A 23145-nucleotide genomic window follows, 5' to 3' on the forward strand; every position below is an offset into this window, starting at 1 on the left:
TCGCAATTTTCCGTTGTTTCAGCTTTCCGCTCGGATCACCGCGATTTTCGCTCTGTCTTTCGCAACCGCCGTTTTTTCGGCGCACCGCTCCTCTCCATTGTAACAGAAAAGGAGCCCGTCGTCGCCGACAGGCCCCTCCGAATTCTCTGACTCAGTGATTCAAATCGCGCTCTGCCTCGGCGATTTTATCCTTCAACTCCTTGCAGGATGCATCGAACTTTTCCTGCTCTTCATCGGTAATCTGGCAGCGGATAACCGACTGCACGCCGCTCGCGTTGATAACCGCCGGAACACCCGCAAAGACGCCGTTCTGCTTGTACTCGCCGCGGAGATAGACCGAGACGGTCTGCACCGAGCTCTCGTCGCCGAGTATGGCCTTCGTTAAGCGGGTCAGCGCAATGCCGATGCCGTAGTAGGTCGCCTTCTTCGCCGCGATGATCTTATCCGCCGCCGTGCGCACATCGACCTCAATCTTTTCGAGTTCTTCCTTCTTGTAAACACCGTTCGACTCCGCAATCACGTCGAGCACCGGCTTCGTCGCAATGCAAACCTGACTCCACGGCACAAACTCGGAATCGCCGTGCTCACCCATCACATAGCCGTGGATGCTGCGCGGGTCTACCTTAAAGTAGCTGCCGACCAGGTAGCGGAGACGCGCGGTGTCGAGCGAGGTGCCGCTACCGATGACACGCTTCGGGTTAAAGCCCGAGAGATCGCAGGTCACCTTGGTCATGACATCGACCGGGTTGGTCGCAATCAGGAAGATGCCGTTAAAGCCGGAGTCCGTGACCGGCTCCACGATCGACTTAAAGATGGCCGTGTTCCGCGCGAGCAAATCCATGCGACTCTCACCCGGCTTCTGCGCTACACCCGCGCAAATGGTCACGATATCCGCCTCCTTGCAGTCGGCGTAGGTACCGCTCCAAATCTTCATATGGGAACCGGAGAAGGCAAGACCGTGATTCAAGTCCATGGCCTCTCCCTCGGCTTTTTCCTTCACATAGTCAATCAAGACAAGCTCATCGCAGGTCTGCTGATTCAGCATTGCATAGGCATAGCTCATACCGACCATGCCGCAGCCAACCAGTACAACTCTTCTCTTATCCTTTCCCATGACGTTCACTCTTTCCCCTTGTGGTTCATGCGCTCTCCGCCCTGCGGAGAGGATATTCTACGATACGACTCTACTTTATCACACTTTTCCAAAATGTTGTATGTTTGCTCAGAATAACGTCATAAAATCTTGTCTTTCCTCTGTCCTGCGACAAAAACACCGCCACATCCCGCGCGGCATGCTACAATAGAGCTCACGTTTATTTTCGCCGCAAAGGAGTATCTATGTCTTCTTCCGTCAAAAATCCGACTTCCTTTCGCCGCTTTGCGCTCTCCGCGCTCCCGGAGTTCTGGATGTTTCAGCTGCTCGCCTCCCTGTTCCTCTTTCCGCTGAGCCGCCTCATGTGGCGCTTTGTCCGCGCACTCACGGCCAAGAGCGGCGCGCTGACGAGCTCGAACTATCTTCGCTTTCTCGCCTCGTGGCGCGCACCGGTGCTGCTCGTTCTGCTCTTCCTGCTCGTCATGCTCTACCTGCTCTTTGAGCTGCTCGCGCCGATTTTCCTCTGCAACGCGCTGCTAAGCGGAAAGCAGCTCCGCTACCGTACCGCGCTACTCGACGGCCTCCGCTCGCTCCGGAAATTCGCCTCTCCGCGCGGCCTTCTGTTTCTCTTTTATCTCGCCGTCCTGACGCCGCTCACCGGCGTCGGTTTCCACATCAGCCTGACAAAAAAGCTGTACATTCCGAACTTTATCTCCGAAGTCATCGATACGACGCCGCTCTACTTTCTGCTGTATCTCCTTCTCATGGCGGTTCTCTCCTGGCTCGGCTACCGCATGCTTTTCTTCCTGCACGCGGCGATTCTCGAGTCCCGCACACCCGGCGCGGCCTTTCGCCGCTCCTCGGAACTGGTGACCTCCAACCGGCTTCGCATCGCAAAAGAACTCTTGCCCTTACTCCTGTTTCTCGCCTTCATCCGCCTGCTCGCGCAAGGTCTCTTTAAGCTCCTCCCGGCCCTCGTTTTGATTGCGCGAGAGGAAAAACTGTTGCAAGGTGCAGCCACGCTGACCACCGGTGCGGACCTCCTCCTGAGCGCCGAAAGTCGCGCCGAACTCCTGTACCGCTTTGCGGCGGCCTTTGCCGTGCTCCTCGGGAACTATCTGCTCTCCATGGTTTCCCTGCTCTGCAGCAGCTTCTTCCTGCTTCGCTTTACCAGACTCTTTCTGATACTCGCGCGGGAGCAGGCTCCCGAAGAGCAGCCGCTTCCCAAAAGTCCCCGCAGCACTCTCCTGCTCGCTGCGATGGGCGGCTCGCTGTTTTTTACGGCTCTGCTCTCCTTTGTGCTTTCCTTCCTCTACGCGCCCCTCTTTGCGCGGGAACAGCACACCAAACTGATTGCACACCGCACCGGCGGCTATCTCGCGCCGGAGAATTCGGTCGCAGGCATCGTCGCCGCGGAAAATACGGGCGCCTACGGCTCGGAAACCGATGTGCAGCGTACCTCGGACGGCTACTATGTCATCAACCACGATGACAACTTTAAACGCCTCGCCGGTGTGAACCGAACACCTCAGTCCATGACCTTCCTTGAGGTCAGAGGGCTCACCCTGACCGACCCGCATTTTCCCGCGGAACCCTATCCGGTCGCAACGCTCAGCGATCTCCTGGACGCCTGCCGCGGCAAGGAAAAACTCTTCATTGAGTTGAAAGGCGTGACCGCGGACAAAAAAATGGCGGACGATGTCGTGCGCATCGTCCGCGAAAAAAACATGGTTTCGGAGGTCGTAATCATCTCCCTCTCCTACCGCGTCATCAACTATGTGGAGACCCACTATCCGGAGTTTGACACCGGCGTTCTCTTCTTTGCCGGCGTCGGCAATCTCCCGAAGTTAAACTGCGACATTCTCCTCCTCGAGGAAGAGAGCGTGAGCAATGCCCGCATTGCGGAAGCGCACGCCGCGGGCAAACAGATCGGCGTCTGGACCGTCAACGACGGCAACGGGCTGTCCCGCTTCCTGGACAGCGAGGTCGACTACATCATCACCGACGACATTCGCCTCGCAAAGGAAACCGAACAGGATCTCCTCTCGCGCACGCCCTACGAGGTCTTTGAGGACCGCCTCGGCAATTTCTGGGATTTCATGTTCTTCTGAGTCTCCCTTAACGGAGACTCTCCGGTCGCTCCGCCGCATGCGCCGAGAACTCATCCGCTGTCCCTGCGCCGCGGAAATCCGCGCTGGTTTTGTATTCGCCGGTCACCGTCACCGTATAGGCGGATTTTCCCTTCCGGTAGACCGTGCCGTCCTTGCCCTGAATCGTGACATCGAGTCCCTTGTCATCCTTCACAAGCCCCTCGGTGTAGAGCGCGCGGAGCGTCGAGTTGCCGTTCACGACCCAGATCGAAGTGCCGTCGATATAGAGGGCAATGCCGGGCGCCTCTGCCTTACCGGGTCCCGGCGTCAGCTGAATGTCTCCGGTAAACTTTGTGACATCGCAGAGGTAAACGGCAGCGCTCGCATCCTCCTCGCTCACCAGATGCCCTTCCATCATTTCGCCGTAGGCGCTCAAACTGCTCTTTGCGCCGTTCGAGGTGAGCAGCAAATTGCCCTGCGATACATCGACCGCGAGCGTGACATTCTTCACCACAATCGACGCATCCGCGGCGTCCACATAGAAGAGATTGCCGCGCTGGGCGCGCAATGTGCCGCCGGAGAGCAGGAGCTGCGGCGCAGTCGCATTCGCCTCGCTGTTTTCGGCGCGGCGCAGAATCACCGCCGCATTCTTCTGATTTCCGCCCGGCTCCGGCATGTTACCGGAGACATGACAGTCGTAGAGCGAAAGCTGGGCGCCGTCCTCGAGGGTGAGCGCCTCCGCATTGCCCGCCGTCAGAGTTGCCGCGTTGATCCAGCCCTTGCCGGACGCACTGACTGCCGGGGCGTGCTCGCCGGTCGCCGTAAAAGTGCCGCCGGAGAGCGTCATGCTGCCGTCCTTGCCCACAGAGAGCGCCGCGGAATCGTTTCCCGTCGTACCTATCATATTGTCCCAGGCGTAGAGCGCGCCGCTCCCGCGCGTCTCTATTCCCGGCGATTGCTCCCCGGCTGTCGAGAGCGCCGTGTCCGCAATTTCCACCTCTGCCGTGTCACCGATCAGAATCCCCGCGCTTCCGGCCGCATCCGATGTGAGGTTCGAATTCTTGATAACCGCTTTGCCGGCCTCTAAGAGCACCACGGCGGTATCCGCCTTGCCCGCTTTTCCGGCGTACTTCCGCGAGAGCTCCGCATTGTTGATAAGCGCCGCACCGCCTGCTTTGATCAGCACTGCGCTCTCGTTCCGCTTCGCGGACGTCACCTCGCCGTTCACGGTTCCCGGTTCCGTAAAGGTCTTGACCCCCTTTGCACTGCCTCCGCCGCCGCAGCCTGCCAGCAGCACCGCCCCGAGCAGACAAACCGCCATTGCTTTTCGTCTCATACCCTGCCTCCTTTTGTCTCATTTTAGCTTGCGGCGGGGATGAATTGCAAGATACTAAACACTTTCTTGAAAAATGATTATTTTCTCACGGTCTGCTATACTGAGACCATCCAGTCTATCCGGAGGTAGCGCGATGCAAAATGATGCCAGACGGGCAGAAATCCTGTCCACCCTCGCCAAAAATCAGAAACCGATCAGCGCGACGACGCTCGCGGCCGCGTACCATGTGAGTCGCCAGAGTATTGTCGGCGATATTGCCCTGCTCCGTGCATCCGGCGCGGACATCATCGCGACCTCCCGCGGCTACCTGCTCGCGGCGGCCTCCCGGCAGCCTCTGCTGAAAAAGACCATCGCCTGCCGCCACGACGCCGCAGCGATACGGGAGGAGCTCTATATCGCGGTCGATGAAGGCTGCACGGTCGCAGATGTGTCGGTCGAGCATCCGCTCTACGGCGAGCTCCGCGGCCAGCTGCAACTCTCGACCCGCCACGAGGTCGATGCCTTCCTCGCGCGGAGCGCCGAGTGCGCCGCCCAGCCGCTCTCTCTCCTGACGAGCGGCATCCACCTCCACACCCTCCTCTGCCCCGACGAAGCCGCCTACCGGCGCGTCACCGAAAAACTCCGCGCCGCCGGTATTCTCCTCTCCGAATAACGGAATTTCAAAAGCAAATAGCGCTTTTGCTTGACAGTCTTGTCAGTGTATACTATACATATGTCTTGACACTAGTAAGATTCAAGGAGGATGTATGAAAGCACTGGCAGCATTTCTGAAACGAAAGGACATCGAAATCTCGGCCAAGCGCTACGGCATTGACGCGCTCGCCGCGATGGCACAGGGACTCTTCTGTTCTCTCCTGATCGGCACCATCATCAACACCATCGGCGCACAGCTCCACCTCGCTTTTCTGACCTCGCCGGTCGCAACGATTGCGGGCACCGAGTACACGGTCGGCGGTCTCGCCTCGGCGATGTCCGGTCCCGCCATGGCGACCGCAATCGGCTGGGCACTCCGCTGCCCGCCCCTCGTGCTCTTCTCGCTGATCACCGTCGGCTTCGCCTCGAATGCGCTCGGCGGTGCGGGCGGTCCGCTCGCCGTGCTCTTTGTCGCGATTCTCGCGGCCGAGGCAGGCAAGGCGGTCTCCAAAGAGACCCGGGTCGATATTCTGGTCACGCCGCTCGTCACGATTGCGGTGGGCCTCCTCTTCTCTGCCCTGCTCGCTCCGGCACTCGGCAAGGCAGCCATGAAGGTCGGCGACCTCGTCATGTGGGCAACGGAACTTCAGCCCTTCCTGATGGGCATCCTGGTCTCGCTCGTGGTCGGCATCGCGCTGACGCTGCCGATCAGCTCGGCGGCCATCTGCGCGGCGCTCGGCTTAACCGGGCTCGCGGGCGGCGCGGCCTTTGCCGGCTGCTGCGCACAGATGGTCGGCTTCGCCGTGATATCCTATCCGGAAAACGGCTTCGGCGGCCTCGTATCCCAGGGCATCGGCACTTCGATGCTCCAGATGGGCAATATCGTGAGAAACCCGAAGGTCTGGATTGCGCCCTGCGTGACCTCGATGATCACCGGCCCGATTGCGACCTGTGTGTTTCACCTTCAGCAGAACGGCGCAGCCGTTGCCTCCGGCATGGGCACCTGCGGCCTTGTGGGACCGCTCGGTGTCTACACCGGCTGGGTCAAGGATGTCGCAGCCGGACAGAAGGCAGCAATCACCGGCACGGACTGGCTCGGCATGCTGCTGGTCGCCGTTATCCTTCCCGCAATTCTCTGCCCGCTGATTCACGCGCTCGTGCGCCGCATGGGACTCGTGAAAGACGGGGACTTAAAGCTCGCGTAAAAAGAGGCGCGCCAACCGGCGCGCCTCTTAAAATCCGGAATGAATCCATTGTTCCCAAAGTGCGGAAACTTCTCTTTATCGAACGCAAATACAAAAAAAGCCCCCGGGCTGCCTGCTATCAGAGGCAAGTCGGGGGCTTTTTCTATGACTTGAACGCACGGATGCGCCAAGTACTTTATTCATCCCGCTCCGTAACGGTCATATCGCTCTCGGAGGTCTTCCTGGAATCCGCGACTGCCTCTTCGAGCGTGTCGTAGCCGCTCGCCGTGTCGTCGTTCGTGGTGCTGCCGAGGTATACGGAGTGCCCCGTCGCCATATAGGTGCTGTAGTCAAAGCTCGTGTTATTGCCGCTCCGAAACAGCACATTCCGATAGCGCGTGCACTGGTACACGGTCTTCTCCTTGCCATCCGGGCCGCGGTAAGTCATTTCAAAGATGTCGCTCAGCACATTTTTATTTCCCTTCGAGAGCAGCACCAATTTCACCGGCTTCGCCGAAATCTCCTCGCTCCGCTTGATGCCCGAGATGCTGTTCGGAAAATAGGTATTTCGAATGGCTGCAAGGCTCGTGCTGTGCAGCATCTCGAGTTTTGTGCCGTCCAGAGAATCGAGGTCGCTTAAGTAACTGTCGAGTCCCGTGACGGTATACTTCTCCACGCTCTTCGTGAGCCGGTAACGATCGCTCGTCGCCTGCACGGTCACCGTATCGCCGTTCGAGAGACGCTCTCTCGGTTCTACCTGATAGCCGAGATAATATTCGTTCACGGAAGCCGGGTAGTTGCCGCGCTTTAATTCCGCCTTGCCCTCGCCGCTCACGCCGGAAAATTCGACCGTGACATAGGGGAAGGGATCCACGCGCTGCTTCTTTGCCTCGCCGTACAGACCGGCTGCCAGAACCAGGCCGACAAATATGCCGATTCCGATCAGACGATGCTTCCACTTCCGAAAGCTCTTCCGTCTCTCCTCGGCCTCTTCGGCCTCCGCCTCGGCGCGGAGTTTTCCTCTGGTCTCGCCGTAGGAGCGCTCCTCGGCTTCCTTTGCAGTCAGCTTGCCGTTTTCCATTGCAAAATAGAGTTTCTTCCGGCAATAGGGGCACACCGCCATCTTCTGATCTTCGGAAATCTGCATCTCTGCGCCGCAACTCGGGCAAGTCAAATCGATTTTCCGGATTTCTGCCATTTTGTTCTCTCTCCTCCCGCTGTCTCGCTGTATCACACCGCCTTCTTAATGTGCTGCCGTCTCGCTGTCTGCCGCTGTCTCAGCTGTCTTTACTTCTTCTTTCTCTCCTTGACGCTGTAGCTCTCTGCGTCAAAACGGAACACGGCAACGCCCGCCGCCTGCTGCGCCGTAATTTCAAAATCTCTGCCGGTCTGCGCCCGCATGAGGAGCTTTAACCCCTCAATTTTCTCTTCGGGGTCCTCGACCACCGTGACCTCACCGCGCGCCATGAGGCTCGCATAATTTGCGCCGTACACACAGGCGATATCGCCCTCCCCCGTCGTCTCGACCTCGCAGTCGAGCTCGACAAACGCGTGGGGATTTGACATCGCGAGCGCGAGCTTTTTCCCTTCCTTTGCGCCGTGCATGTAGAAGCGGAGCACATCACCCGCGTAAACATAGCCGTAGTGCAGGGGGACGATGTAGGGATAGTCCCCGTCCGTGAGCCCGAGGCGCAGCACCTTTGCGACCTCCAGAATGCGCTGAATCTCTGCTCTGTCCCGTACCTCTCTGTCGTTTCGCCGCATATCTTCCTCCTAGCCGTTTTGTCCAGTATAACATAAAAAGACCGCAGCCTCCTGAAAAGCTGCGGTCTCTGCCGGTTTATTTCGCTTTTGTTTAGGTAAAAAGACCCTGGAACAGAATGATCAGCACCAGAATCGGCAATCCGAACTGAAAATAATACTTCAGCGCGCGCGGCAGTTTGATGCCCTTGCCGTCATTTGCCTCCGCGAGGTAGTGATCAAAGCCCCAGCCCCATCTGGTCGTGCAAAACAGAAGGAAGATCAGGGAGCCGAGCGGCAGCAGCAGATTCGAGACAATGAAGTCCTCGCTGTCCAGCACATCCTTGCCACCGATCAGATGCAGATTGCTCCAGACATTGTAGCCGAGCACGCAGGGGACGCTCGCAATCAGAATGAAACTGCAGCAGACCAGCGCTGCCTTTTTCCGGCTCCAGTGAAGCGAGTCCATCAGATTTGCCATCAGGTTCTCAAACACCGCGATGACCGTCGAGAAGCTTGCAAAGGTCATGAAGAGGAAAAAGAGTGCGCCCCAGAGCCGTCCCAGACTCATGTGCAAAAAGACGCGCGGCAGGGTGATGAAAATGAGTGACGGACCCGCATCCGGCTGCACGCCGTAGCTGAAGCAGGCCGGGAAGATGATGAGGCCGCTGAGTAACGCCACAAAGGTATCGAGCACACAGATCCAGGCTGCTTCGCCGGCAAGTGTCTTCTCCCGGTCCATGTAGGAGCCGAAAATCTCCATCGCGCCGACGCCGAGGCTCAGCGTAAAGAAGGACTGGTTCATGGCCGCCGTGATAACTTTGCCAAAGCCCTGATCCATGGCTCTGCCGAGATCCGGGAGCAGGTAGAATCTGACGCCCTCCATCGCGCCGGGGAGCACCAGACTGTGCACACCGAGCAGGAGGATGAGCCCAAGGAGCCCCGCCATCATGACCTTCGTGATGCGCTCCAAGCCCTTCTGCAGGCCGAACGAACAAATCAGGAAGCCCAGCACCACAGTGAGCGCCATGTAAAAGCCCATCTCACCCGGATTGCCGAGCATATTTGTGAAGACCTGATCCACCGCCTCGCCGCTCACCTTCACAAAGTCGCCGCGGAGGAACTTCACGAAATAAGAGACCATCCAGCCGGAGACGGTCGTGTAGTACATCATGAGAAGCGCACAGCCGATCAAGCAGACCCAGCCGTGCAGGTGCCAAAAACTCCCCTTCGGCTCCAAGGCCTTGTAGGCGCCGACCGCGCTCTTCCTGCCCGCGCGCCCCACCGAAAATTCCATGGTGAGCACCGGAATGCCCATAATGACCAGAAAGAGCAGATAAAAGAGCACAAAGAGGCCGCCCCCGTTTGCCCCCGTCACATAGGGAAACTTCCAGACGTTTCCGATTCCGATGGCGCAGCCCGCGCTCACCAGAATGAAACCCAGTCTGGATCCGAAACTTTCTCGCTTCATGAATCCAATTCTCCTGTCCGCAAATTGTCGCAAAAAACAGGTTTAGTTTATCACATAAAAGCGGTAAAGTCACCCGTCCGCCGCCGTCCGATTCCCCCTCTTATTCTCTGCTCCTTCCCGATGTAATTCCCGAGCACCCGGCGCATACAATCGCCGCGTTTTCTCCGGATACAGGCCGTAGTGAGCGTAACCGGACTGCGTTCACACAGATTCTTTTCCTTGGCATACCGCTTGGACGCGCGCTTACGGTAAGTCTTTCCCGCCCGCGCGTTGCCGTCTCTCCTCGATATAATTCCCGAGCACCCAGCGCATATAATCGCCCCGTTTTCTCTGGATGCAGGCCGTTGCCAGGGTCACCGGGCAGATGTAATACGGGCCTGTTCTCGTGTCATAGCGCAGGGACGGGAGCTTATAGTAAGCGTTTTTCGGCTGATCCAGTATCATGTACCAGGTTCCGCCGAGCTGCCGCCGGTACACCTCCCCCACATAAATGCCGCAGAGATCCGCCAGGCGGTAATCGTTCCCATATGGCTCCTTGTCCTCGACCAGATCCATGCTCTTTTCATACTTACCGAGCAGCCAGTTTTCGAGCGCATCCAGACTTTCCGGCGTGTAGTCGAGCGTGAGTCCCTGTTCCCTTGCAAACTCGCCGGTAAAGTAATCCGTTTTATCCGAAAGAAAGAAAAGCCAGTCATCAAAGTTTTCTTTTGTGTACGGCATCCGCAGTCCTCCCGCTTTTTTCCACAGGCAACAATACAACAAAGAGACCTCCGGCAGGTGCCGGAAGTCTCTTCTTCGTCAGGTCACAGTGTTTTTCGCAGCACTTACTGCTTCTTCGTCGCCAGATAGTTGGCAATCTGCTTCGTGAGTGCCGGGACAATCTGGTTCAGATCGCCGACAATGCCGATGTCCGCGACATCGAAAATCGGCGCATCCTCATCCTTGTTGATGGCGATAATGAGGTCGGAGTCCTCCATACCGGCAAGGTGCTGAATTGCACCGGAAATGCCGATTGCGAAGTAGAGCTGCGGGCGGACTGTCTTACCGGTCTGACCGACCTGGAGCGCCTGCGGCTTCCAGCCTGCATCGACTACCGCACGGGAGCAGGAGACCTCTCCGCCGAGAACCTCTGCGAGCTCATCGAGAATCTTGAAGTTCTCTGCGCTGCCGACACCGCGGCCGCCGGAGACCAGAATCTTCGCGTTCATGATGTCGACCGTATCGCTGATCTTCTTCACGACCTCGAGAATCTCGACATAGCGCTTGTTCGGCGTAAAGCCCGGGTTGAACTCAACAAGCTCAAACTTTCTGCCGTCTTCCTTGGCTCTCTTCTGCATAACACCCGGGCGAACCGTTGCCATCTGCGGGCGGTTGTTCGGGCAGGCAATCGTCGCAATCGTGTTGCCGCCGAATGCCGGACGCGTCATGAGCAGCTGGTTGTGCTTCTGGGTATCTTCCTTGCCGGCCGGAACGGTCAGCGGGAAGTCGCCGATCTCAAGCTTCGTGCAGTCTGCCGTAAGGCCGGTTGCAACGCGCGCCGAGGTGCTCGGACCGAGATCGCGGCCAATCGGGGTTGCGCCGATCAGGACAATCTCAGGCTTGTACTTGTTGATGACTTCCGCGAGCGCGTGCGTGTACGGCTCGGTTCTGTACTCCTTGAGCGCCGGATCATCGACCAGAATCACACGATCCGCGCCGTAAGCGCCGAGCTTCTCGGCCTCGCCTTTCACGCCGGAACCGATCAGCACTGCCGTGACGTCGGTCTTCAGTGCCTCTGCGAGGTTCTTTGCCTCACCGATCAACTCGTATGCAATGTTGCTGACTTTGCCGTCCACCTGCTCGGCAAAGATATATACGCCCTTGTACTCTTCTAAGTTCATTGCCTTCACCTCTCTCCCGCTCTATTAGATAACGTGTCTCTCGACCAGCTGATCCATCAGGTACTTCACGGACTCCTGTGCGTCCAAGTTCACCTTGACGCCCTTGCCCTTCTTGACCTTATCGGAAGCTCTCGCAATCTTGGTCGGGGAGCCCGCAAGACCCATATCCTTGTCCTCCAGGGTCGGCAGATCCTTTCTGCCCCAAGTCGTCACATCCTGATCGAACGCGTCAAAGAGACGGCCGACCGTCATGTAGCGCGGCGGGTTCAGCTCTGCGAGTGCGGTGCACAGGCAGGGAAGCTTCACCTTCAGCACATGGTATCTGTCCTCAAACTGACGCTGCACAATCGCGTAGTCGCCGTCGATCTTCAGATCCTGCGTGTAGGAGACAACCGGGAGACCCAGGTGCTCCGCGATCTGCGGGCCGACCTGTGCGGTATCGCCGTCGATTGCCTGGCGGCCGGTGATGATGAGATCATACTCGAGGTTTCTGAGCGCTGCGGCAATCGTGCTCGAGGTAGCCCAGGTATCTGCGCCGCCGAGCACGCGGTCGGTGACCAGAATCATCTTGTCCGCGCCCATCGCATATGCCTCGCGCAGCATATCGGTCGCCTTCGGAAGTCCCATCGTGAGCACAGTGACCTCTGCGCCGAGCTCATCCTTTAAGCGGAGAGCCGCCTCCAGTCCTGCCTTGTCATCCGGGTTCATGATAGCGAGCATGGCAGCTCTGTTCAGCGTTCCGTCCGGGTTGAATGCAACGCCGCCCTTGGTGTCCGGAACCTGCTTAATGCAAACGATAATTTTCACGATCTGTCCCTCCTCTTGATTACTTCAGTAAGCTTGCAGAGATTACCATGCGCTGCACTTCGGACGTGCCCTCGTAAATCTCCGTGATCTTCGCGTCGCGCATCATGCGCTCCACATCGTACTCTCTGATATAGCCGTAACCGCCGTGCAGCTGCACGCACTTGGTGGTGACAGACATTGCCGTGTTTGCCGCGAAGAGCTTTGCCTTTGCAGCCTCGACGCCGTAAGTGGTCTGGGTCTGCTTTGCGACCGCTGCCTTGTAGACAAGAAGCTGCGCCGCCTCGCAATCCGTCGCCATGTCAGCGAGCTGGAACTGCGTGTTCTGGAATGCCGCAATGGCTCTGCCGAACTGCTTTCTCTCCTTCACGTAAGCAACGGTTCTCTCGAGAGCGCCCTCTGCGAGACCCAGTGCCTGGGAAGCGATACCGATACGGCCGCCGTCCAGCGTGTGCATTGCGACGTGGAAGCCCTTGCCCTTCTGGCCGAGCATCGCATCCTTCGGGATGCGGCAATCCTGGAAGATGAGCTCGTAGGTGGCGGAAGCGCGGATACCCATCTTCTTCTCCTTCACGCCGAAGGTGAAGCCCGGGGTTCCCTTCTCGACGATGAACGCCGAGATCTCCTTCATTCTCTTGCCGTGCTTCTCAACCGTGCCGGTCACTGCGATAATCACATAGACATCCGCATACTTACCGTTCGTGATGAAGCACTTGGAGCCGTTCAGGACCCACTCGTCGCCGTCCAGCACAGCCTTGGTCTGCTGACCCTGTGCATCGGTACCCGCGCCCGGCTCCGTGAGGCCGAAAGCGCCGAGCTTCTTGCCGCTCGCAAGGTCCGGCAGATACTTCTGCTTCTGCTCCTCGGTGCCGTAGGTCAGAATCGGGTCGATGCAGAGCGAGGTGTGTGCGGAGACGATAACACCGGTCGTGCCGCAGACCTTCGAGAGCTCCTCGACGCACATTGCGTAGGTCAGAACGTCACAGCCCTGGCCGCCGTACTCCTTCGGAACCGGAATTCCGAGGAAGCCGTAGCGCGCCATCTTCTCAACGGTCTCAACGGGGAAGCGCTCTTCCTCGTCAATCTCCTGCGCCAGCGGCTTTACTTCGTTTTCCGCGAAGTCTCTGAAGAGCGAGCGCGCCATCTCATGTTTCTTGTCCAGTGCGAAATCCATTGATCCTTCCTCCATGTTAAATAATTAACGCACCGGAGTAAATCCAAACGGGAAGGGAAACCCTTACCCGTTGGATTGCTCCGATGTAATTACCAGAATCGCTTACTTCGTATAGTCGTAGAAACCTCTGCCGGTCTTTCTGCCGAGTCTGCCGCCGCGGACCATCTTGCGAAGTTCCGGATGCGGTCTGTACTTCGTGTCGCCGGTCTCGCTCTGCAACACTTCCATGATTGCGAGCACGACATCGAGGCCGATGAGGTCGCCGAGTGCCAGCGGTCCCATCGGATGGTTCGCGCCGAGCTTCATTGCCTCATCAATCTTCTCTGCCGGGACATTGTTGTCCGCATAGACGCCGATTGCCTCGTTGATCATCGGAATCAGGATGCGGTTCACGACAAAACCCGCAAACTCCTGCATCGGGACAACCGTCTTGCCGATGTCCTCCGCAATCTTCGTGATGCGATCCAGATCCTCCTGCGGGGTATCCAGGCCGGAAATCACCTCAACCAGCTTCATGACCGGAGCCGGGTTGAAGAAGTGCATGCCGGTCACCGGGCGATCCAGGCCTGCGCCGATCTCGGTGATCGAGAGCGAGGAGGTGTTGGTCGCGAACAGGCAGTCCTTCTTGCAGATCTCGGAGAGCTCCTTGAAGGTCTGCTTCTTAATCTGCATGTTCTCGATGGCAGCCTCAATGACCAGATCGCAGTCCTTGCAGATGTCCTTGGTACCGGTGTGGATGCAGCCGAGAATCTTGTCCATCTCTTCCTGCGAAAGCTTGCCCTTTGCGACACGTCCCGCGAGACCCTTCTCGATTCTCTTCTTTCCGCCCTCTGCGAATGCATCTGTCAGATCGCAGAGATAAACTTCATAACCATCTACCTGCGCAAACGCCTGCGCAATGCCGCCACCCATGGTGCCGGCGCCGATGACGCCTACCTTCATGCTGTTCCCTCCTCTGTGCGTTTTGCCGATTCTGGCACAATCTCTCACCATACTACTATAATGTATGCACTTTTTCCAGATGAACTTGAAATTTTATTATGTGATTTTCGGATAACCGTTTTTCACAAGTTACTCAACGGTTTTGGAAGCTCACGCCCTTCTTCTTCTCGAGGAAGGCCTGCATCCCCGTCTTCTGATCCTCGGTCGCAAAGCAGCTGCCGAAGAGTTTTTCCTCGGTCACAATGGCTTCTTCCATGGGCTGCTCGAGACCCTCGTTGATTGCCTTCTTGCAGGCGCGGACCGCAACCGGCGCATTGGCCGCAATCTGTCCCGCGAGTTTCTCGGCCGCCGCCATAAGCTCCTCCGCCGGATACACCGCATTCACGAGGCCGATGCGAAGTGCCTCCGCCGCCTTGATGTTCTTTGCGGTGTAGATGAGCTGCTTCGCCATGCCCGGTCCCACGAGGCGCGCAAGACGCTGGGTACCACCGAAGCCCGGTGTGATACCAAGCCCCACTTCCGGCTGTCCGAAGATTGCCTGCTCCGCACAAATCCGGAAGTCACAGCTCATTGCGAGCTCGCAACCGCCGCCGAGCGCAAAGCCGTTGACCGCCGCGATGACCGGCAGCGGGAAGGTCTCGATCATGCGGAAGATGTCGTTGCCCTTCTTGCCGAAAGCCTCGCCGCCCTGTGCATCCATGCCGGACATGGCAGCGATATCCGCGCCCGCGACAAAGGACTTCTCACCGGCGCCGGTCACGATGACGCAGCGCACGGTCTCCGTGTCGATGCCCTCAAAGGTCGCCTTTAAGTCATCCAGCACTTCCGCATTCAGCGCGTTCAACGCCTTCTCGCGGTCAATGGTCACAACGGCGACAGCGCTCTTGGTCTCATACTTTACATATCCCATTTGTCTCGCCTCCTCGGAAAAATTAACCGAGGGTCTCCGCGCATGCGAAGACCCTCCGATCACTCTTAGTTGTACTGCTCAACAATCGTTGCGCAGCCCTGGCCGCCGCCAATGCAGAGCGTCGCAAGACCTCTCTTTGCATTCTTGTGCTTCATCGCATAGAGCAGCGTCACAAGAATGCGGCAGCCGGAAGCGCCAATCGGGTGGCCGAGCGCAACTGCGCCACCGTTTACATTGACCTTTGCCATATCAAAGTTCAAATCTCTTGCGACTGCAACCGACTGCGCCGCAAATGCCTCGTTTGCCTCAATGAGATCCATGTCCTGCACGCCGAAGCCAGTCTTCTTGAAGAGTCTCGTCGAAGCCTCGACCGGGCCGACACCCATGATAGCCGGATCCACACCGCCAAGTGCGCCGCCAATCCAGACTGCCATCGGCTTGACGCCGAGCTCTTTTGCCTTTTCCTCGCTCATCACGACCACCGCCGCAGCGCCGTCGTTGATGCCGGAGGAATTGCCAGCCGTCACAATGCCGTCCTTCTTGAATGCCGGCTTCAACTTTGACAGTGTCTCCACTGTGGTGCCCTCTCTCGGCCCCTCATCCTTATTGAAGACAACCGTGCCTTTCTTGGTCTTAATCTCGACCGGTACAATCTCTTCGTCAAATGCGCCGCTCTGCTGCGCTGCGACGGCCTTCTGCTGGCTGTTTGCCGAGAACGCATCGAGCTCTTCTCTCGTGAGACCATACTTCTCAGCGACATTCTCCGCCGTGATACCCATGTGATAGTCATTGAACGCATCCCAGAGACCGTCGTTCACCATCGTATCGATCATCGTTGCATTGTTCATGCGATAACCAAAGCGCGCCTTGGTCAGTGCATAGGGTGCCATCGACATGTTTTCCATGCCGCCTGCGACGACGATATCTGCATCGCCCGCCTCAATCATCTGCGCCGCCATATTGACACAGTTCAAGCCAGAGCCGCAGACAATATTTACCGTAACTGCCGTGGATGTGTAGGGAAGACCTGCCTTCAGCGCTGCCTGACGCGCCGGGTTCTGACCCAGAGCTGCCTGCAGTACGTTGCCCATGTAGACATGATCCACCTGCTCCGGCTTCACGCCTGCTCTCTGCAGCGCCTCCTTGATGACCAGTGCACCGAGCTCCACTGCCGGCGTGGTGCTGAGACCGCCGCCCATCTTACCGATTGCGGTGCGGCATGCGCCTGCAAGAACAATTTTCTTCGACATATCCCGTTCCTCCTTCGCTGTGCGATATATGCTATCGAACTTGTCTCAACTGTGAGAATTCATACTCTCACTCACTAAGACCTATGGCAATAATAGCGCAAAAAGAGGATTTTTGTCAAATCGGACTGTACTTTTTCACGGAGTTTCTCCGCTGCCCGCACGGCATTTTCCGGCTATTCTTGCGCTTTTTCTCGCGCTTCTTGCGGAAGCGCTCTGCACAATCTTGCGCACTTTATAAACTTTTCTCGCGTTTTCCCGCCCGAACTGCTTCTGCGTTGAAAAGGCGGCGGCGGAATGTTACACTAGGATTTAGAATTTATTCATACTGCTGAAACTGCGCGGAGCAAAAGCGCAACGGGAGGTCAAAATGAACATGCACGAAGAATACAAGCAAAAACTGGTGAGCGCCGAACAGGCTGCCACCCTCGTTCGGTCCGGTGATTGGATTGACTACGGCTGGTGCGTCGGCACGCCGGTCGCCATTGATAAGGCACTCGCAAAACGCATGCCGGAACTTAGCGACGTCAAGATTCGCGGCGGTGTCCTGGTCCGGAAGCCCGCGATCTTTGAGATTGAGAATCCGGCCGAGCACTTCTGCTGGAACTCCTGGCACCTCGGCGGCTGGGAGAGAAAAGCGGTCTCGGAGGGCTTCGGCTTCTTTAACCCGATGCGCTATGCGGAACTCCCGCGCTTCTACCGCGAGGACAACATCGAGAAGCCTGCGGTCGCCTTTTTACAGGTCGCGCCGATGGACGAGCACGGCTATTTTAACTTTGGTCCGCAGGCTTCCCACCTCGCGGCAATGTGCGCTTCCGCCGGTAAAGTCGTGGTCGAGGTCAATCAGAACCAGCCCGTGTGTCTCGGCGGCTACCAGAACGCGATTCATATCTCCGATGTCGACTACATTGTAGAAGGCGAGAACGATCCCATGCAGGAACTCGGCGCGGGCGCGCCGCCGACCGAAGTGGACCGCGAAGTCGCGCGCCTCATTGTGGAGCAGATTCCGAACGGCGCCTGCCTCCAGCTCGGCATCGGCGGCATGCCGAACACCGTGGGCAGCATGATTGCGGCCTCCGACTTAAAGGATCTCGGCGTGCACACCGAGATGTATGTCGACGCCTTTGTGGATCTCTACGACGCCGGCAAGATCACAAACCTGAAAAAGCCCTTCGACAAGGGGCGCGAAGTCTATGCCTTCGCGGCCGGCACGAAAAAGCTCTACGACCACTTAAACAATAACCCCGGTTGTATGAGCGTGCCGGTCGACTATACGAACGATCCCTATGTGATCGGCCAGATTGACAACTTTATCTCGATCAACAACGCCGTGGATATGGACCTCTTCGGTCAGGTCAACGCAGAGTCCGCGGGGCCGAAGCAGATTTCCGGCACCGGCGGCCAGCTCGACTTTGTGCTCGGCGCCTACCTCTCGAAGGGCGGCAAGAGCTTTATCTGCATGAGCTCCTCCTTTGAGGCCAAGACCGGCGAGCGAAAATCCCGCATCCGCGCGACACTGACGCCGGGCTCCATTGTCTCCGATCCGAGAAGCGCGATTCACTATCTCGTGACCGAGTACGGCATGGTCAACTTAAAGGGCGTGACCAACTGGCAGAGAGCGGAGCGCATCATCTCGATCGCACATCCGGACTTCCGCGACGAGCTCATTCAGGAAGCGGAGAAGATGCACATCTGGAGAAAGAGCAACAAGCGCTGAGATAGCGCTGCGAAAGCACTTGGGATGCACGGCATCTTTTCTTAGCAGTCTCTAAGAGAGGAGGATATATCATGTCACAGAAACAATTTCGTTTATTCATTGCCACCCTGTTGCTCTGCACGGCAGCGCTGGTCTTTGCAATTCTCTTTCTCGCATCTTATGTCCACTGGAGTGCCACCGTCCAGACCGGGCAGTGGCTGAATGCTCCCGCTATATTCCCCGGTTTTGTCTTTATAATCCCGGGCATGCTCTTACTGGTTGCCTTTATCAATTTTTACATGACAACAAAACCCTGAACTTCTCGCTGTTTCCCGCGTGCGTCATGTATATCGCAAAAGAAGCTACCGCAAGTTATTTGCGGTAGCTTCTTTTTAGATAGATTAGATAGATATACAAAGCGCACCGACATATCCGCATCGGTGCGCTTTCTCACTTATTTCATCTTCTTCAATTCTTCGAGCAGCTCCAAGTCTTCTTTCCGGATCCGCATGTTGGTGCTCACGGTCTCCTCACCCGGCTTGGTGACGCTGAGTTCCAGTATCGTGTCCTCGGTCAGGCCGCCCGCAAACTGTGTGCGGAAAAAGGCGCTGACCTTCGGGTGGTTCTTCTGAAACTTCTGGTTCATGCCGAAGAGCTTCATGAGCTGCAGGGGATTCAGTCCCATTTACTTGTCCTCGGTTGTGACCGGCTCTGCATTGCCGTTCAGCATCTCTTCCATGGTGTGCCAGCCGAGCACCGCGCACTTGACGCGCGCCGGCATGTGCGCAATGTCCTTCAGGATGCCTGCCTCCTCAAGTTCTTCGCGCTCTTCCTCGGTGATATTGCCCTTAATCATGCGGAAAAAGATGTCGGCGAGGCGCTTTGCCTCCGCCTCGGTCTTACCGATCACGAGGTCCAGCATCATATCCGCCGAGGCCTGCGAGACCGCACAGCCGTCACCGGTAAAACCGCCGTCCTGAATCACGCCGTCAACGACCTTGAGCTTTAAGATGATGTCGTCACCGCAGCTCGGGTTCACACCCTCGAGAACCAGATTCGCATCCGGGATGTCGTGCTTATTGCCCGGGTGGAGGTTATGGTCGGTCAGAATTTCATTGTAAAAAGTCTTTTCGTTCATGGTCACTCCTGATAGCCCATCTCGCGGCGCACCTTGCGGAGGCTCTCTACAAAACGGTCCAATTCCTCCTCGGTGTTATAGAACGCAAAACTTGCGCGCGTCGTGGACGGTGTCTTCATAAACTGCATGAGCGGCTGTGCACAGTGGTGTCCCGCGCGAATATTCACCTTATCGGCGTCAAGAATCGCCGCAATGTCGTGCGGGTGCACACCCTCAATCGTGAAAGTGAAAATGCCGTGGTGCTCTTCGCCGCCCTTCGGTCCGAGCACTCTGAGGTGCGGAATCGCGGAGAGTTTCTTCATCGCGAGACAGCTGAGGTGCGCTTCGCGCTCCAGAATCGTGTCCCAGCCGAGCTGCTTGTAGTAGTCGATTGCCGCACGGAGGCCGACCGCGCCGCCCACATTGACGGTGCCTGCCTCAAACTTGTGCGGGAGCTCTGCCCAGGTCGCCTTCTCGCGGCTCACATATTCAATCATCTCGCCGCCGAACAGGAAGGGCGGCATCGCAAGCAGAAGGTCACGCTTGCCGTAGAGCACGCCGATACCCATGGGGGCCAGCATCTTATGGCCGGAAAACGCAAGGAAGTCCACATCGAGATCGGCCACATCGACCGGAATGTGGGGCACGGACTGCGCGCCGTCCAGAACGAAAAGACTGCCGTTCTCGTGCGCAAGGCGCGCAAAGGTCTTCACATCGTTTTTGACGCCGAGCACATTCGAGATGTGCGTCATCGAGACGAGTTTCGTCTTCGGGCTCAGCATACGGCGGAACTGCTCTTCGGAGATATAACCCTCTTCGTCCGGCTCAAGGAACTTTAAAACCGCGCCCTTACGCGCCGCCGCCTGCTGCCAGGGAATTAGGTTCGAGTGATGCTCCATGATTGTAATCAGAATCTCATCGCCCTCGCCGAGAAAGGCCTCCGTCGCAGCGTAGGCGAGCAGGTTCAGGCTCTCGGTCGCATTCCGCGTGAAGATAATCTCCTCATGGCTCGCCGCATGAATAAATTCACGGACCGCCTCCCGCGCGTCTTCATAGGCCTCGGTCGCCTTGACTGAGAGCTCGTAGAGGCCGCGCAGCGGATTCGCGTTTTCCTCGAGGTAATAGTGCTGCATCGCGCGGAGCACGCTCTCCGGCTTCTGTGTCGTCGCGGAGTTGTCGAGGTAGGCAATCTCCGGATGCGCATAAATCAGCGGAAAATCCCTGCGGATTTTCGCGTCTATCGCTCTTCTCTCTTCACTCGTCATCGCTCTTCCCGCTCCTCTTCGTCATCGAGCTCCAGCAAGTCGTGGCGCGTCTTTGCGTCCGGAATTTTCCGCACAATCGCGTCGATTCTCGCCTTCGCCATCATCTCGTAAACATCATCCTTCTGCATGCCGCGGGACTCCATGTAAAAGAGCAGGTCCTCGTCGAGGCGGCCTATGGTCGCGCCGTGGTTGCCGACCACATCGTCCTCGCTGCAGAGAATAATCGGCAGCGAGCGGTTCTCGACGGTCTCGTCCATGAGGAGCACGTCCTCGGTCTCGTTGCCCTCGCTGCCGGAGCAGCCCTTCCGAAGGTCAATGCTGTCGCGGAACACTTTTTTCGCGTGACCGCGGAGTATGCCTTTGCCGTGAATCTCTGCGCCTGTCTTTTTACCGGTGTGGATGCTCTCATAATTCAGGTCGTAGCGCGCGTGATCCTCGCCGACATAGCCGACATCGACCGCAACCTGCGAGCGGTCTCCTTCCATCGCAGAACTGAAGCCCTGGTACACATGCTTGCCCGAGAGCACCAGGTGGATCACACGGAGTTCGGCATCCTTCGCGCAGACCGCGCCGACATCGTTCAAAAAGGTGTAGCCGCTGCCCGGGCGCACAATCTGCACCAGCGTGAGCTTTGCGCCCTCGCCGATCGTAATTCTGGTCTGTACGCCCGCAAGGCCCTTTGCGTCTTCTTCCGAGCGATAGTCCATGACAGCCGTGAGGGAGCTGCCTGCCTCGAGATTCAGCTCGACCTCGGCAAACTTACCCGCCTGCGCCGGTGCGTCAACGGTCTTTGCGCTCTTTAAGGCGATGCGTCCCTTCGGGTCATACTCTTCGCCCTCATCCGGCAGCTTGAACGAGAGACGGAGCGCATCCCGCTCTGCAATCCGCTGTCCCGCCGGAACCGTGCAGATTAACACCGGGAGCTTTGCGGCCGCGAGGGCCTGTCCGAATTCTTCGCCGCCGCCCGTCCGCATCTCGCGCACCCGGACGCCGTTTAACTTCTCAACGCGCACGCCCTCCGGCAACTCAATCGCCGGGGAGAGGCGCTCCATCGCGGGGAGATCTAAGAGCTCGCCGCCGTTCATCTTGAGCCAACCGAAGGTCGGGCTCGCCAACGTATTAAATTTCATCTCGCCCTCCTTATCCGATTGCACCCTTCATCTCAAGTCTGATCAGGTTGTTCATCTCAACCGCGTACTCCAGCGGCAGCTCTTTTCCGACATTGTCTGCGAAGCCGCTGACAATCAGCGCTCTCGCATCCTCCTCGGAGACGCCGCGGCTCATGAGATAGAAGACCGCGTCGTCCGAGATGCGGCCGATCTTTGCCTCGTGGCCCACATCCGCCTTATTGGTCTTGACCTCGATTGCCGGAATCGTATCCGAGCGGCTCTCGGCGTCGAGCATCAGCGACTGGCAGGAGGTGGAACTCTTTGCGTTCTCCGCGCTCGCCTGCACCACAACCGCCGAGCGGAAGGTCGAGATGCCGCCGCTCTTTGAGATCGAGCGGGTGTTCACATAGGAACTCGTATTCTTGCCGATGTGCACGACCTTGCAGCCTGTGTCGAGGTTCTGCCCCGCACCCGCAAAGGTGACGCCCGAGAACTCGGAGCGAGCGCGGTCGCCCGCGAGCACGCTCATCGGGTAGAGGTAGCCGACATGGGAGCCGAAGGAACCGGAAATCCACTCGACCTTGCCGTCCTCCTCGACTCTGGCGCGCTTCGTGTTCAGGTTGTACATATTCTTTGACCAGTTCTCAATGGTCGAATAGCGAATCGTGGCGCGCTTGCCGACAAAGAGCTCCACGCAGCCCGCGTGCAGGTTTGCGACATTGTACTTCGGCGCCGAACACCCCTCGATAAAGTGGAGGTAAGCGCCCTCGTCGACAATAATCAGGGTGTGCTCGAACTGCCCCGCGCCCGGCGCGTTCAGACGGAAGTAGGATTGCAGCGGAATTTCGACGCGCACACCCGGCGGCACATAGACAAAGGAGCCGCCCGACCAGACCGCACCGTGCAATGCCGCGAACTTGTGATCCGTCGGCGGCACGAGCTTCATGAAGTGGTCGCGTATCATCTGCTCGTAGGGGCCGTGCATCGCGCTCTCCAGATCGGTGTAGATGACGCCCTGCTCCGCGACCTCTTTTTTCACATTGTGGTAGACGAGCTCCGAGTCGTACTGCGCGCCGACACCCGCGAGACTCTCTCGCTCCGCCTTAGGTATGCCGAGCTTCTCAAAGGTATCTTTGATTTCCTCCGGCACCTCCGACCACTCGGCGCTCATCTTCGCGTTCGGGCGCACATAGGTCGCAATCTTATCCATGTTGAGGCCTTCGATTGAAGGACCCCAGACCGGCATCTCGCTCCGCTCGAAAATCTCGAGGGACTTCAGGCGGTGCTCCAGCATCCACGCCGGGTCGTTCTTGGTCTTCGAAATCTCCCGGATAATCTCCGGTGTGAGTCCTGACTGAATGCGGTAGGCATCCTTCTCTTCGTTTCGGAAGTCATAGATCGAACGGTCTATGTCTTCCACATAGGTCCTCTCTTTTTTTCTTTCTTCCGACATA

General features: G+C 57.8%; 22 protein-coding genes. 5 read left to right on the forward strand and 17 right to left on the reverse strand.

The genetic code is table 11. The features are described 5' to 3' along the window. Positions 1 to 151 precede the first annotated feature (151 nt). Positions 152 to 1114 carry an L-lactate dehydrogenase gene (locus HMPREF9623_RS04625; RefSeq protein ID WP_009532734.1) on the reverse strand — a complete coding sequence of 321 codons (963 nt, stop codon included), beginning with the start codon at positions 1112 to 1114 and terminating at the stop codon, positions 152 to 154. A gap of 224 nt (positions 1115 to 1338) precedes the next feature. Here HMPREF9623_RS04625 and HMPREF9623_RS10850 point away from each other — a divergent pair, with 224 nt between their 5' ends. After that, positions 1339 to 3204, forward strand: coding sequence for a glycerophosphoryl diester phosphodiesterase membrane domain-containing protein (locus HMPREF9623_RS10850; RefSeq protein ID WP_009532735.1), 1866 nt, complete (start codon positions 1339 to 1341; stop codon positions 3202 to 3204). Positions 3205 to 3211: 7 nt separating this feature from the next. Here the strand turns inward: HMPREF9623_RS10850 and HMPREF9623_RS04635 are convergent, their stop codons facing one another. Beyond that, positions 3212 to 4519: a hypothetical protein gene (locus HMPREF9623_RS04635; RefSeq protein ID WP_009532736.1), complete on the reverse strand. Its 1308-nt coding sequence runs from the start codon at positions 4517 to 4519 to the stop codon at positions 3212 to 3214. Positions 4520 to 4652: 133 nt separating this feature from the next. Here HMPREF9623_RS04635 and HMPREF9623_RS04640 point away from each other — a divergent pair, with 133 nt between their 5' ends. Both HMPREF9623_RS04640 and HMPREF9623_RS04645 read left to right on the forward strand, forming a co-directional pair. Continuing rightward, on the forward strand, positions 4653 to 5171 hold the full coding sequence (locus HMPREF9623_RS04640; protein WP_009532737.1) for a transcription repressor NadR: 519 nt from the start codon (positions 4653 to 4655) through the stop codon (positions 5169 to 5171). A 94-nt stretch (positions 5172 to 5265) separates the two neighbouring features. Beyond that, positions 5266 to 6357, forward strand: coding sequence for a PTS transporter subunit IIC (locus HMPREF9623_RS04645; RefSeq protein ID WP_009532738.1), 1092 nt, complete (start codon positions 5266 to 5268; stop codon positions 6355 to 6357). 175 nt (positions 6358 to 6532) lie between these two features. On the opposite strand, the gene HMPREF9623_RS04650 is transcribed toward HMPREF9623_RS04645, so the two are convergent. From HMPREF9623_RS04650 to HMPREF9623_RS04695, 10 genes are all read right to left on the reverse strand, one after another. Continuing rightward, positions 6533 to 7534, reverse strand: coding sequence for a zinc ribbon domain-containing protein (locus tag HMPREF9623_RS04650; protein ID WP_009532739.1), 1002 nt, complete (start codon positions 7532 to 7534; stop codon positions 6533 to 6535). 89 nt (positions 7535 to 7623) lie between these two features. Then, positions 7624 to 8100: a pyridoxamine 5'-phosphate oxidase family protein gene (locus HMPREF9623_RS04655; protein ID WP_009532740.1), complete on the reverse strand. Its 477-nt coding sequence runs from the start codon at positions 8098 to 8100 to the stop codon at positions 7624 to 7626. Positions 8101 to 8191: 91 nt separating this feature from the next. Further along, positions 8192 to 9547 (reverse strand): sodium-dependent transporter, encoded by a 1356-nt coding sequence (locus HMPREF9623_RS04660; RefSeq protein ID WP_009532741.1) that lies wholly within the window; start codon positions 9545 to 9547, stop codon positions 8192 to 8194. 243 nt (positions 9548 to 9790) lie between these two features. Beyond that, positions 9791 to 10267 carry a hypothetical protein gene (locus HMPREF9623_RS04665; protein WP_009532742.1) on the reverse strand — a complete coding sequence of 159 codons (477 nt, stop codon included), beginning with the start codon at positions 10265 to 10267 and terminating at the stop codon, positions 9791 to 9793. A 104-nt stretch (positions 10268 to 10371) separates the two neighbouring features. Next, positions 10372 to 11427: an electron transfer flavoprotein subunit alpha/FixB family protein gene (locus HMPREF9623_RS04670; protein WP_009532743.1), complete on the reverse strand. Its 1056-nt coding sequence runs from the start codon at positions 11425 to 11427 to the stop codon at positions 10372 to 10374. 24 nt (positions 11428 to 11451) lie between these two features. After that, on the reverse strand, positions 11452 to 12234 hold the full coding sequence (locus tag HMPREF9623_RS04675; protein ID WP_009532744.1) for an electron transfer flavoprotein subunit beta/FixA family protein: 783 nt from the start codon (positions 12232 to 12234) through the stop codon (positions 11452 to 11454). Between the two features lie 19 nt (positions 12235 to 12253). Beyond that, the gene (locus HMPREF9623_RS04680; RefSeq protein WP_009532745.1) at positions 12254 to 13405 is read right to left on the reverse strand and encodes an acyl-CoA dehydrogenase; all 1152 of its coding nucleotides are present in this window, start codon (positions 13403 to 13405) and stop codon (positions 12254 to 12256) included. A gap of 102 nt (positions 13406 to 13507) precedes the next feature. Then, a complete protein-coding gene (locus tag HMPREF9623_RS04685; RefSeq protein WP_009532746.1) occupies positions 13508 to 14347 on the reverse strand; it encodes a 3-hydroxyacyl-CoA dehydrogenase NAD-binding domain-containing protein in 840 nt (279 codons plus the stop codon). Between the two features lie 133 nt (positions 14348 to 14480). Beyond that, a complete protein-coding gene (locus tag HMPREF9623_RS04690; protein WP_009532747.1) occupies positions 14481 to 15257 on the reverse strand; it encodes an enoyl-CoA hydratase-related protein in 777 nt (258 codons plus the stop codon). 65 nt (positions 15258 to 15322) lie between these two features. Then, complete coding sequence (locus tag HMPREF9623_RS04695) at positions 15323 to 16507, reverse strand: acetyl-CoA C-acetyltransferase (RefSeq protein ID WP_009532748.1); 1185 nt, start codon at positions 16505 to 16507, stop codon at positions 15323 to 15325. 367 nt (positions 16508 to 16874) lie between these two features. Here HMPREF9623_RS04695 and HMPREF9623_RS04700 point away from each other — a divergent pair, with 367 nt between their 5' ends. Next, positions 16875 to 18221 carry a butyryl-CoA:acetate CoA-transferase gene (locus HMPREF9623_RS04700; RefSeq protein ID WP_009532749.1) on the forward strand — a complete coding sequence of 449 codons (1347 nt, stop codon included), beginning with the start codon at positions 16875 to 16877 and terminating at the stop codon, positions 18219 to 18221. Between the two features lie 71 nt (positions 18222 to 18292). Beyond that, positions 18293 to 18517: a hypothetical protein gene (locus HMPREF9623_RS04705; RefSeq protein WP_009532750.1), complete on the forward strand. Its 225-nt coding sequence runs from the start codon at positions 18293 to 18295 to the stop codon at positions 18515 to 18517. Positions 18518 to 18654: 137 nt separating this feature from the next. On the opposite strand, the gene HMPREF9623_RS04710 is transcribed toward HMPREF9623_RS04705, so the two are convergent. Genes HMPREF9623_RS04710 through sufB form a run of 5 tightly spaced genes read right to left on the reverse strand, consistent with a single transcriptional unit; the run spans position 18655 to position 23144 of the window. After that, positions 18655 to 18885, reverse strand: a complete 231-nt coding sequence (locus HMPREF9623_RS04710; protein ID WP_009532751.1) for a hypothetical protein — start codon at positions 18883 to 18885, stop codon at positions 18655 to 18657. Beyond that, complete coding sequence (sufU, locus tag HMPREF9623_RS04715; protein ID WP_009532752.1) at positions 18886 to 19338, reverse strand: Fe-S cluster assembly sulfur transfer protein SufU; 453 nt, start codon at positions 19336 to 19338, stop codon at positions 18886 to 18888. Between the two features lie 2 nt (positions 19339 to 19340). Continuing rightward, complete coding sequence (locus HMPREF9623_RS04720; protein WP_009532753.1) at positions 19341 to 20582, reverse strand: aminotransferase class V-fold PLP-dependent enzyme; 1242 nt, start codon at positions 20580 to 20582, stop codon at positions 19341 to 19343. Then, the gene (locus HMPREF9623_RS10855) at positions 20579 to 21712 is read right to left on the reverse strand and encodes a SufB/SufD family protein (protein WP_009532754.1); all 1134 of its coding nucleotides are present in this window, start codon (positions 21710 to 21712) and stop codon (positions 20579 to 20581) included. The genes HMPREF9623_RS04720 and HMPREF9623_RS10855 overlap by 4 nt, the downstream gene beginning before the upstream one ends. 10 nt (positions 21713 to 21722) lie before the next feature. Next, entirely contained in the window at positions 21723 to 23144 is a 1422-nt protein-coding gene (gene sufB / locus HMPREF9623_RS04730) for a Fe-S cluster assembly protein SufB (RefSeq protein ID WP_009532755.1), read from the reverse strand. Between the last annotated feature and the right edge of the window lies 1 nt (position 23145).

This window comes from Stomatobaculum longum, assembly GCA_000242235.1.
Lineage (GTDB): Bacteria > Bacillota > Clostridia > Lachnospirales > Lachnospiraceae > Moryella > Moryella longum.